The sequence below is a fragment of the Planococcus chinensis genome, assembly GCF_020071995.1.
Classification (GTDB): domain Bacteria; phylum Bacillota; class Bacilli; order Bacillales_A; family Planococcaceae; genus Planococcus; species Planococcus chinensis_A.
The window spans coordinates 216,222-228,074 of record NZ_JABWTK010000006.1 but is presented as its reverse complement, the minus strand read 5'-3'; the positions used below and the strand labels follow the sequence as shown (position 1 = coordinate 228,074).

The 11,853-nt window shown below is 47.5% G+C and carries 10 protein-coding genes and 1 tRNA gene; 10 read left to right on the top strand and 1 reads right to left on the bottom strand.

Annotated elements, in window-relative coordinates:
* From HU147_RS12060 to HU147_RS12025, 8 genes are all read left to right on the top strand, one after another.
* Entirely contained in the window at nt 1–843 is an 843-nt protein-coding gene (locus HU147_RS12060) for a GNAT family N-acetyltransferase (protein ID WP_224076472.1), read from the top strand.
* Nucleotides 840–1,976 (top strand): o-succinylbenzoate synthase, encoded by a 1,137-nt coding sequence (gene menC / locus HU147_RS12055; protein WP_224076471.1) that lies wholly within the window; start codon nt 840–842, stop codon nt 1,974–1,976. Before HU147_RS12060 ends, menC begins: the two co-directional genes overlap by 4 nt.
* Before the next feature lie 29 nt (nt 1,977–2,005).
* Nucleotides 2,006–3,088, top strand: coding sequence for a YkvI family membrane protein (locus HU147_RS12050; protein WP_224076470.1), 1,083 nt, complete (start codon nt 2,006–2,008; stop codon nt 3,086–3,088).
* Nucleotides 3,089–3,583: 495 nt separating this feature from the next.
* On the top strand, nt 3,584–5,062 hold the full coding sequence (locus HU147_RS12045) for a PTS mannitol transporter subunit IICB (RefSeq protein WP_224076469.1): 1,479 nt from the start codon (nt 3,584–3,586) through the stop codon (nt 5,060–5,062).
* A gap of 34 nt (nt 5,063–5,096) precedes the next feature.
* Nucleotides 5,097–5,534, top strand: a complete 438-nt coding sequence (locus HU147_RS12040; protein WP_224076468.1) for a PTS sugar transporter subunit IIA — start codon at nt 5,097–5,099, stop codon at nt 5,532–5,534.
* Nucleotides 5,535–6,686: a mannitol-1-phosphate 5-dehydrogenase gene (locus HU147_RS12035; protein WP_224076467.1), complete on the top strand. Its 1,152-nt coding sequence runs from the start codon at nt 5,535–5,537 to the stop codon at nt 6,684–6,686. It abuts the gene before it with no gap.
* A gap of 118 nt (nt 6,687–6,804) precedes the next feature.
* Nucleotides 6,805–6,892 (top strand) — tRNA-Ser (locus HU147_RS12030).
* Between the two features lie 190 nt (nt 6,893–7,082).
* Nucleotides 7,083–8,345, top strand: a complete 1,263-nt coding sequence (locus tag HU147_RS12025; protein ID WP_224076466.1) for a mechanosensitive ion channel — start codon at nt 7,083–7,085, stop codon at nt 8,343–8,345.
* A 58-nt stretch (nt 8,346–8,403) separates the two neighbouring features.
* Here HU147_RS12025 and HU147_RS12020 read toward each other — a convergent pair whose 3' ends face one another.
* Nucleotides 8,404–8,835, bottom strand: coding sequence for a YgaP-like transmembrane domain (locus HU147_RS12020; protein WP_224076465.1), 432 nt, complete (start codon nt 8,833–8,835; stop codon nt 8,404–8,406).
* A 153-nt stretch (nt 8,836–8,988) separates the two neighbouring features.
* Here HU147_RS12020 and HU147_RS12015 point away from each other — a divergent pair, with 153 nt between their 5' ends.
* Both HU147_RS12015 and ade read left to right on the top strand, forming a co-directional pair.
* Nucleotides 8,989–9,813 (top strand): hypothetical protein, encoded by an 825-nt coding sequence (locus tag HU147_RS12015; protein WP_224076464.1) that lies wholly within the window; start codon nt 8,989–8,991, stop codon nt 9,811–9,813.
* A gap of 23 nt (nt 9,814–9,836) precedes the next feature.
* On the top strand, nt 9,837–11,579 hold the full coding sequence (ade, locus tag HU147_RS12010; protein ID WP_224076463.1) for an adenine deaminase: 1,743 nt from the start codon (nt 9,837–9,839) through the stop codon (nt 11,577–11,579).
* Nucleotides 11,580–11,853 lie beyond the last annotated feature (274 nt).

The following is an 11,853-nucleotide window of genomic DNA, read 5'->3' as shown; positions in this document are numbered from 1 at the left end:
ATGGCAAACGAAATTACCCTCCGCAAACTGGAAAGCAATGCGGATATGCGCTTGATCCAGCAACTGGAACGGGATGTGTGGGACATGTCGCCGGTGCCGACACACCAGACCTTTACAGCTTCCAAGAACGGGGGCATCTTGGTTGGCGCGTTTGACGGCAAAGCGCTGGTCGGTTATTGCTACGGCTTTGCCGGATTCAAAGACGGCAAGACGTATCTTTGCTCCCATATGATGGGCATTTTGCCCGCTTATCAATCGATGGGCATCGGCAAAAGGCTGAAACTGGAACAACGCAGCATTGCCAAGCAAATGGGCTACGATTTGATCACGTGGACATTCGATCCACTGGAAAGCCGCAATGCGCATTTGAATACAAGCAAATTATTCGGCATCAGCCGGACGTACATCGAAGATTGCTACGGGGAAATGGATGACGGCTTGAACCGGGGATTGCCGACCGACCGCCTGCAAATCGAATGGTGGATTACAAGCGGCCGGGTTGAAGGCGGCTGGACGCCGGAAGTCGCTGAATACCGAAATCCATTTGACATCAGCCGTTCTCCATCAGGCTTTCCGGTACTCCAACTTCCGGAAAATGACTTGCCCCAAGGCGCAGAAGGTTATGAAGTGCCGGTGCCGCAGGATTTTCAAACCATCAAGAAACAGGAACCCGGATTGGCGCTGGATTGGCGCATGAAAATCCGTTCGGTGTTCCAATCTTTGTTTGAAGCCGGTTTTGCCGTGACGAGTGTCCGAAAAGCCCAAGAAGGTGTGCATTATTATCAATTCGTTCCAACCGATACGATTCCGCTACAACCAATAGAAAGAGGCGATCAGCAGTGAAAATTACAGAAATCCGCATCCGAAAAATGAAAATGATGATGAAAAAACCGTTTACCACAAGTTTTGGCACCTTCCAGGAAAAAGATTTTCTTTTGCTGGAAGCGAAAGATGAGCTCGGAAACTCGGGCTGGGGGGAATCGGTGGCTTTCCATTCGCCTTGGTACAGTGAAGAAACACTCGAAACCAATCTGCACATCATCAAAGATTTTCTGGTGCCGATTGTCCTTGGAAACGAAATCAGCCATCCCGATCGAGTCAGCGAATTGTTCGGCCATCTCCGCAAGAACAATATGGCGAAGTCGACGGTTGAAGGAGCCATCTGGGACCTTTACGCAAAGCGCAACAAAATGACGCTTGCCGAAGCATTAGGCGGCACCCGCAAAAAGATCGAAGTCGGGATCAGCATCGGAATCCACGAAAATGTCGAGGAACTGATCCAAACCGTAGCCGGATTTGTGGAAGAAGGCTATAAGCGCATCAAAGTAAAAATCAAACCGGGCTATGATGTAGACGTCATGCGGAAATTGCGTGCGGCATTTCCTGATGTGCCGATGATGGCGGATGCGAATTCCGCTTATCGGCTAGAAGATACCGATTTGCTCAAGCAGCTGGACGGCCTGAATTTAACAATGATTGAACAGCCGCTGGCATCGGATGACATCATTGACCATGCCGCCTTGCAGGCGAACCTTCAGACACCGATTTGCCTGGATGAAAGCATTCATTCACTCGAAGATACACGGAAAGCGGTAGAGCTCGGCAGCACCAAAATCATCAACATCAAAATTGGGCGCGTCGGCGGTCTGACGGAAGCGAAAAAGATCCATGATTATTGCGCCGAAAAAGGCATTCCGGTCTGGTGCGGGGGAATGCTTGAATCCGGTATCGGGCGTGCGCACAATATCGCGTTGACAACCTTGCCTAACTTCACGTTGCCGGGAGATACGGCCGGTTCATCGCGGTACTGGGAAGAAGACGTCATTTCGCCGGAAGTGGTAGTGGAAGAAGGCTATATCACTGTTCCTGATGCCTACGGAATTGGCTATGCCATTAATGAGCAAGCCATGGACCGTTTCACCGTCGAAGAACTGGTTTTTCAAGCACAACCATCAACAGCTGCCACTGGCCAATAAAAACTTAAAAAGCAACGGGGGAAATGATTATGAGACAAAGCTTTCAAATTGGCGGGGCATTTATCGGCGTCATCGTGGGTGCAGGCTTCGCATCCGGACAGGAAGTTCTGCAATTCTTTACGAGTTTCGGGATATATGGCATTATCGGTTCACTTCTGGCAATGGCGCTGTTCGCTTTTCTGGGGATGAACTTGACGCAGCTCGGCAGCCAGCTTCAGACCAAATCCCATCAGCATGCCATCCGCCACATTTGCGGCAGATATTTGGGGCCGGTAGTTGATGTGGCCATTACCTTCTTCTTGTTCGGCGTTACGGTTGTTATGTTTTCAGGTTCCGGTGCAATTTTTGAGCAGCAATTCGGAATCCCGGGATCGGTGGGAAATGTACTGATGGCTGTCTTGACGATTGCGACCGTTATGCTGAGTGTAAAAAAAGTGATCTCGCTGATCAGCGCTTTTACTCCTGTCCTGCTTTTGGTGGTCATCATCATCACGGTATATTCGTTGTTTAATTTTGATATGACTTCAGCGGAACTGGCTGCTGCCACCGCTTCTGCTGCAGGCAGCCAAGCAGCGCCTCATTGGCTATTGGGAGCAGCGCTTTATGTTTCTTATAATCTGGCTGCAGGAGCAGCTATGATGACGGTGATGGGCGGCACGGTGAAAGACGCGAAAATTGCAGCCCGAGGCGGCATCATCGGGGGTGTCGGCCTTGGAATTCTGATCTTGTTGATCAATGTTTCGATGTTGACGCAATTGAAGGAAATCGCGGCTGTCCCGATGCCGATGCTGGTGCTTGCCAATAACATCAGCCCGCTCATCGGCGGCTTGATGTCCATCATCCTCCTTGGCATGATTTACAACACGGCTGTCGGCATGTTGTATGCATTTACAGCGCGCATTGTAAAGCCGGACAGCGCAAAATTCAAGGTGTCGGTCGGTGCTTTCGGTGCCGTCGCATTTGCTTCCAGCTTTGTCGGCTTTGTCACGTTGGTCGGAACGGTTTATCCGGTGATGGGCTACTTGGGGTTCACTTTGATTGCGGCGATTGTCATCGCTTGGGTCCGTAAAAGAAAAGTGCAAAGCAGCCGAAATGCAATCAGTACTTTGTAATACGGTTGCCACAAAATCATCTGGTTTCAGAAACTTCCTGTTACTTTGCAGGAAGTTTTTTATATGCCTTGAACTGCTTTAAAGCGCCGCATTTCCGATGAGCCTGGCTAGATGAAAAATTTCAGGAGTTAAGGTTTTAACTAAGTGCCAAATCAACAAAAGAACTGGATTTAAAGGATTAAAGGAGGATCCGTTGCTCCCCAGAAAAGAAATTATTGTTTTTAATTTGAAAATTCAGAAATAATATTTCCCGCTTTGATAGGAATATGCTACCATTTAGATACATACATGCTGGAATTTCGGAGTTTGAATAAATTAGAGAGAGAAGGTGGTGCACTTGTAATCAGTTTCATCTGTTTCTTCACATCTGGTCTTGTCCACTGATTTTTACTGGACGAAAACAAATGGAATGGTTTTTGGCGGTTTAAGCTTTGCAAGGTGAGTTTGCTTTGGACTTATTATCGTTTGATTAACTTAAAGAAGAGAGGGATTAGGATGGCTGATGCAAGTGTCCGTGCGCGAATTCAGCGTTTCGGGAGTTATTTGAGCGGCATGATCATGCCGAACATCGGTGCCTTTATTGCTTGGGGACTCATCACCGCTTTGTTTATACCGGATGGCTGGTTCCCAAATGAAACTTTAGGTTCGCTCGTCGGGCCGATGATTACGTATCTCTTGCCGCTCTTGATCGGTTTCACCGGTGGCCGGCTTGTCTATGATTTCCGGGGCGGTGTCCTGGGGGCAATCGCGACAATGGGGGTTATAGTCGGCGCAGAAATCCCGATGTTCCTCGGAGCCATGATTATGGGGCCGCTGGCCGGATTTGCCATGAAAGTGATCGATGGCTGGTTCCAGCACCGGATCCGCGTCGGGTTTGAAATGCTGTACAACAACTTTTCAGCCGGGATATTGGGTGCTTTCCTCGCTGGAATTGCCGTATTCTTTGTCGGTCCGATTGTCAATGCTTTGACCAATACATTGGCAGACGGGGTAGAAGTGATTGTTGATATGGGGCTATTGCCGCTCGCAAGCATTATCATCGAGCCAGCAAAAATCCTGTTCTTGAACAATGCGATCAACCACGGGATCTTAAGTCCGCTTGGTGTTGAGCAGGCAGCGAACGCCGGGAAATCGATCTTATTCCTGCTTGAGACCAACCCGGGTCCTGGTCTTGGTGTCTTGCTTGCCTTTTCAGTATTTGGAAAAGGGGTCTCTAAAGCGTCTGCACCAGGAGCGGCTATCATCCAGTTCCTGGGCGGGATTCACGAAATTTATTTCCCTTATGTACTGATGAAACCGGTTTTACTGTTGGCGGTTATCGCCGGCGGGATGAGCGGCGTCTTTACATTCACTGTCTTTAATGCAGGGCTTCCTGCCACTCCGTCTCCCGGCAGTATTTTCGCCCTGCTTGCTTTAACGCCTCAAGGCAATTATCTTGGAGTTATTTCCGGCGTAGTGGTTGCGGCGCTTGTGTCGTTCCTGGTTGCTTCGGTCGTTTTGAAAACGAGCAAAGCGGAAGAAGAAGATTTGGCTGCCGCAGCCGGCAGAATGGAAGAAATGAAAGGGAAGAAAAGCGACGCTACAGGCTACTTGACTCCGAAACCGGCGAAAGAAGTGGTTGGAATGACTTCCGGTGACCGTGTGGAAGAGGACAATACGCAGCCGGTCAATGCCGCACCTGTTAAAAATGCCACAGACATCCATAAAGTGGTGTTCGCATGCGATGCCGGGATGGGATCGAGTGCAATGGGAGCTTCGCTGCTCCGCAATAAATTCAAAAAAGAAAACATCGATATACCGGTTTCCAATACCTCAATCAACCAGCTGCCGGAAGACGCCGATGTCGTAGTCACCCATAAAGATTTGACGGACCGGGCAAAAGCGAAACTGCCGAATGCAGAACATATTTCCGTTGAAAATTTCATGAACAGCCCGGAATACGACAAACTGGCGAGACGATTGAAAAAAGAATAGCCAGGACTGAAAAATTACAGTGGGAGTGATTCGGATGGCAAAAGAAGTATTAAGCAGAGACAATATCAAGTTAAATGTTCCGTTAAGCGGCAAAGAAGAAGCGATACGCTATACCGGTGAAATTTTGGTGAACGGCGGCTATGTGGACGCCGGTTACATCGATAAAATGTTCGAACGGGAAGAAATGGCCTCCACTTATATGGGGAATTTCCTGGCAATTCCGCACGGCACGGAAGATGCCAAGAAAAACGTTTTTGAAACAGGTATTTCGGTTGTAACGGTACCGGAAGGCATTGATTTTGGCGAGGGGAACCTAGCGAAGATCTTTATCGGCATTGCCGGCAAAGGAAACGAGCATTTGGAGATTTTGTCAAATATCGCAATCGTTTGTTCCGAAGAAGAAAATATCGAAAAAATCCTGAATGCCCGGTCGGAAGAAGAAATCCTGGAACTTTTCAGCGAGGTGGGGTAAATGCAGGCCGTCCATTTTGGGGCTGGAAACATTGGCCGCGGATTTATCGGCTTGCTGCTTAGCCAGTCCGGCTACCGTATGCTTTTTCTGGATGTCAACGAGTCGGTCATCAATGCCTTGAATGAACACAAGGAATACGAAGTAACCTTAACCGGTGAAAAAAGGGAAGTACTGCGAGTCGGCAATGTCAGCGGCATCAATAGCCTGACAAACGCGGAAGAAGCTGCCGAATTTTTAAGCATGGCGGATTTGGTGACGGCCGCTGTTGGACCGAAAGTGCTGCCGGCCATAGCGGGGCTGTTGGCTGAAGGGCTGAAAAGGCGGTTTCAAAACCGGCCTGAGCCGCTTAACGTCATTGCGTGCGAAAACATGATCGGCGGCAGCTCGATATTGAAAGAACATGTCTATCAGCATTTGTCAGCGGAGGAAAAACGGCTGGCTGATGAATTGATCGGCTTTCCGAATGCGGCAGTAGACCGAATTGTACCGGATCAGCGGAGCGGCGACCTTTTAGGCGTTGCTGTCGAGCCATATTTCGAGTGGGTCGTGGAGCGTCCAGCAATCAAAGGAGATCCTCCGCCTGTTAACGGCATTACGTATGTGGACGAGTTGGAACCTTATATTGAACGGAAGCTGTTTACAGTCAATACGGGACATGCGGTCCCCGCTTATTTAGGCCGGTATAAAGGGTATCAGACCATCAATGAAGCGATGGACGATGAAGAAATTGAAAGAGTTCTCCAGGGAGCGCTTGAAGAAACCGGCGAAGTCCTGGTGCAATTGCATAGATTCAATCCATCCCGGCATAAGGAATACACAGGCAAAATCATTGACCGTTTCCGGAATCCCTATGTTTCCGATTTTGTAACCCGGGTGGGAAGAGGGCCGATCCGCAAACTGGGAAGCAATGATCGATTGGTCCGGCCAGCCAGCCTGTATATGCAGTTGACTGGAAAAGAACCGGTCAACTTAGCGACGGTTATTGCTGCGGTATTGCTATATGAAAACGATGAAGACGATGAAGCGCGGGAACTGCAAAAACGGATCAGCGAGCAGGGATACGAAAATGCTTTCCGCCAAATTTCCGGATTGCCGGAAGGGGACCCGCTTGTCGGAACAGTCATGAAGCAATTAAAGGCAATGAAAAAATAAGAATTCAAAAAAGAGGCAAGGCAAGCTGCCTCTTTTTCTTGCTGGAATTTTTAAAAGTTGCGTTAGGTTGAAGGAATTGACAGGACTGCATACGGTGCTAAAATAAACATAACTTTATGGAGATGTACCCAAGAGGCTGAAGGGGGCTGACTCGAAATCAGTTAGGGCGTGCAAGCGCCGCGGGGGTTCGAATCCTCTCATCTCCGTCATTAAATCTGTTAAAAGAAACGGCTGAAATCTGAAAGCCGTTTTTTTTTTTTTTGTGTCAAAAGAACCAAGAAGATTATACGGTTAAATGAAAAATCATAAAATTTTGACGTTTTTTGTTTAGGTGGATTGATAGAGGGAATAGGAAAGTTGCAATTATAAATACCTAACTGAATGGAGGAGAAGTGCATGAACCAATTTACCGGAGCGTTTCGGGACATGGGAACGACAATCGTCAATTTTATTCCCAATGTCATCGGCGCACTTCTGTTGCTGCTGGTTGCCTGGCTTGTCGCAACCATTGTCCGTGCCATCTTTACGAAAGGGCTAAAGAAGGCAGGGGCACCTAGAGCCATGGTGAAAGGGCATATGGCGAAAACCCAAGAAGACGCAGACAGCAAACTGGACTCAATCGGAAAAATTTTCTATTACCTTGTCTTTATCCTGTTTCTTCCGAGTGTCTTTGACCAACTGAATATGCGAGCTGTAGCAGCTCCGATTTCAAACATGATGGATAAGCTGCTGGCATTTTTGCCGAACTTATTAATGGCAGCCATTATCCTCATCCTTGGCTATTTTGTCGCCAAGTTCGTCAAGAACCTGGTGGCGACGATTTTAACCACAATCAATATCGACAAATGGTTCAACAAACTGACGAACAAAACCGGCACACCTGAAAAGATGTCGCCGAGCAACAAAAACACATTGGCAAATGTTCTCGCCAATGTCGTATTCGTCCTTGTGTTGATCCCAATTGTCACCGTGGCACTTGAAACGTTGAACATCGATTCGATTTCACGCCCGATTACAGCAATGCTCAATCAAGTACTGAATATGATTCCAAATATCTTTGTGGCGATCATCCTGATTTTGGTCGGTATTGCCATCGGGAAATTTGTCGGTGATTTGCTGAGCAGCTTGTTGAAAGGAACGGGACTTGATAATCTTTCCCGTTCGTTGAATTCCGGTTCACGGCCGAATATGCCGACTTTTGATATCGCTGCCATCATCGGCAAAGTCGTACAAATCTTGATCATTGTGTTCTTTACAGTTGAAGCATTGAATGTTCTTCAACTGGATGTGCTGAACAATATCGGTACTTCCATTATCAGCTACTTGCCGAATGTTTTAAGTGCCTTGATTATTCTTGGCCTGGGCATTGTCGGCGCGAACTTGCTTGGCAATTATGTCCAGCGTGCTTCTGGAAACCGCATGTACGGTGCGATTGTCAAATACGCCATCATCATCATGGCGATTTTCATGACGCTTGACCAGCTGAACTTTGCTACCAACATCGTCAACTTGGCATTCCTGTTCATCATTGCAGGACTAGCCGTAGCCTTCGCCATCGCTTTTGGCATCGGCGGCCGCGACTTCGCGAAGCGCCAATTGGATAAGTTTGAAGCAAAAGCACAAGAGGAAGACAAAAAACCGACAGATGGAAATCTATAAGAACAGCAAAAAAGAGAATGCCCACCAAGGGCATTCTCTTTTTTTGATTTCACTCGCTTTAGAATTCGTCATCCAGCAAATTTTGAAGTGCCTGCTTCTCCAAATTGATTTCATCGACTGTCCGAATGCCAAGCTTTCTGATCACCGGCAGCGGCGGACACCAGCCTTGAACGGCATGCTGCAGCATAAAGACGCTGACAGCTCCACTCACATACATCCATTTCTTGTTTACTGCCAGGCCAAGCAGCGAAGAGACCAAAGCGATGGAAGCCATATTCAACTCCAATACGCGCTCTGTATCCCATTCCCGATTCAACTGGCTGATGCGCTGTTCAATCGCCTCTTTATCCTGGCGCTTGAAGTAGTTGACGTTTGCTTCTATTTGCCGCTCAATTTCTCCGTTTATCGACTCAGGCGTATTCATTGTGATTCTCGATTTTGTTGAAGGCAATTGTTCAATATCCATGGCCATCCATATCCCTGCTTTCATTTAGTTTCTTCTGTTGTAGTATTCCGCTAATCGGGAGGAATAAACATTTTTTATACAAGCGGTTTCATTGCTGCATATCTGTGTGTAATTTGACTGAATTTTGCATTATAATAAACTCAGACGAAATCTGACCCTAAGGAAAGAGTGAGGCGAATGAAGAACTATATTTGTGAAACGTGCGGCGTACAATACGAAAGTTCTGAAAGCCCGCCAAGTTTCTGTATGATTTGCAGTGAAGAACGGCAATACGTGAACCATAGCGGACAAAAATGGACGACGCTCGAACGCATGGTCAATACAGAGCCATATAAAAACTTCTTCCATAGAGAAGAAGAAGCCCTAGTCAGCATCAAAACCCAACCGGATTTTGCGATTGGCCAGTCCGCATATATAGTTCAGGAAAGCGGCTTTCAACTGATGTGGGATTGCCTTACTTATTTCGATGCAAATTCTATAGAAGCCATTAAAAAAATGGGCGGGATTGATGCCATTGCATTGTCCCATCCGCATTATTATGCCAGCCAAGTAGAATGGGCAGATGCGCTTGATGCCAAAATCTATATTCACGAAGACGACAGGCAATGGGTCACGCGGCCAAGCGGAAGAATGGTTTTCTGGTCAGGGGAATCACTTGTGCTGAACGAAGGGCTCATTCTTCACCGGCTGGGTGGACATTTCAAAGGAGGGGCCGTGCTCGAGTGGCAAAATGGCTTTGACCGGAAAGGAGTGCTGCTTCCGGGCGATATTGTACGGGTGATGCCGGGGCGGGACTGGGCAAGTTTTATGTACAGCTACCCGAACTTCATTCCCTTGCCGCCGGACATTGTCGAAAGGATGGCAAACAAGCTCAGCACGATCAAATTCAAACGAGTATATGATGCGTTTCACCGCATCATTCCGGACCAAGCGGATAACCGGATTCAGGAATCTGCAAAGCGCTATATCGATGCACTCAACGGAAAATTATTTGAGACTTAAGCCCAAAGGAGCGAAACGCCGCCATGAACCGAGAACAGCTGAAAACAAGGATTTTTACAGCCCATAAGCAACAAGCGGCCGACCTGGTGATCCGCAATGCAAAAATCGTCAATGTCTTTACGAAAGAGCTGACAAAGGGGGACGTCGCTATACAAGATGGCGTCATTGTCGGCATCGGCAACTACCGGGGCAACCGGGAAATTGATGCAGAAGGGCGCTATATATCCCCAGGCCTGATAGATGCACATGTCCATATCGAATCATCCATGGTCACGCCTCATCAATTTTCGCAAGTGGTTTTGCCTCATGGCGTAACAACCGTCATTACCGATCCCCATGAAATCGCCAATGTGTGCGGTTTAGATGGAATCGAATTTATGCTCAACGATTCTGAAGCCGTGCAGCTTGAAGTGCTGATCATGCTGCCATCCTGTGTGCCGGCAACCGCTTTTGAAAATTCCGGAGCCTCGCTAAGTTCGGAAGACCTCCATCAATTTATAAGCCATAAGAGGGTCATGGGAATTGCAGAAGTGATGGATTTCCCTTCTGTCGCCCAAGGAGCGGACGGAATGATGGATAAGCTGCTGCTTAGCCGGCAAATCGATGGCCATGCTTCTGGGCTGCAAGAAAATGATATCAATGTCTATCTGGCTGCAGGCATTACGACAGACCATGAATGCGTTACAAAAGAAGAAGCGGCCATGCGGCTGGAGCGCGGCATGTATGTCATGCTGCGGGAAGGGTCAGTAGCCAAGAATTTAACCTCGCTGCTTGAAGCGATCAACGAGAAAAATGCCCACCGCTGTTTGTTTTGTACAGACGATAAGCATCTGGATGATTTAATTGAAGAAGGAAGCATCGATTACAACGTCCGAACTGCCATTCGCTATGGATTAGATCCGATTACAGCAATTTCAATGGCAAGTTTCAATGCAGCCCAGTGCTACGGCTTGCATAGAAAAGGCGCCATTGCCCCCGGTTACGATGCCGATTTTATCCTGTTGGACAACTTGGAAGAATTTAAAATCCACCAAGTATATAAAAACGGAAAGCTCGCAGCGGAAAACGGGCGCTATGCCGGGCCACATGTTCAAGGCGCAGCAGCAAACAGCGTGCGGAACACGGTGAATATCCTCGATTTCACCAAACAAGATATACAAATCCCCTTGCCTGAAAATGCAAAAGCACATGTTATCGGTATAAATCCGAACAGTTTGGTCACAGATCATTTGGTGGAAAAAGTCGATACAGACAGCGGCTTTTTTGTACCAAACACCGAAAGAGATTTGCTGAAAATCGTGGTGGTCGAAAGGCATCAGGCGCTTGGGAATATTGGAGTCGGCATTGTGAAAGGCCTGGGGCTGAAAAGAGGGGCAATTGCCACCACAGTTGCGCACGATTCACACAATATCATTGCAGCGGGCGCCAATGATGCAGATATTGTTGTGGCAGTGGAAGCCTTAAAACAAATGGAAGGCGGCTTGGTGGTAGTCAATGAAGGGGAAATATTGGCCGCTCTTGCCTTGCCGGCTGCCGGGCTGATGGCTGAAGCAGGCTTTGAAGAAGTTTACGATGAACTTAAAGGGATTGACGCGGGATTGGCGGAACTGGAAGCACCGGAGAGTTTTAATGCTTTCTTAACTTTGTCATTTTTATCACTTCCTGTTATTCCCCATCTGAAAATTACGGACTGTGGATTGTTCGACATGGATAAATTTCGGCACATTGCTGTCTTGGTTGAAGAAAAAGAGAAAAGCTTTGAATGAAATTTAACCGATGCCAATTGGCCGCCTCTGCTTATAGAGTCGGCCTTTTTGCATGTTTCAATAATTCGCAGCCCACTTTCGAGAGAAGACGGACCGTAAATCGACCGGTTCTCTGCGTTCCATTTATTTGAAATTGATGGACGAAATAGGTTTATAAAACCTGTGAATAAGGAATTAGTGCAGAAGACAGACATTTAGCTAAGTGGGTTAATATGTACAAAAAACGGATAAAGTTATTAAAAAGGTCTCTTTTTACTGGAATCATAATGTTTTC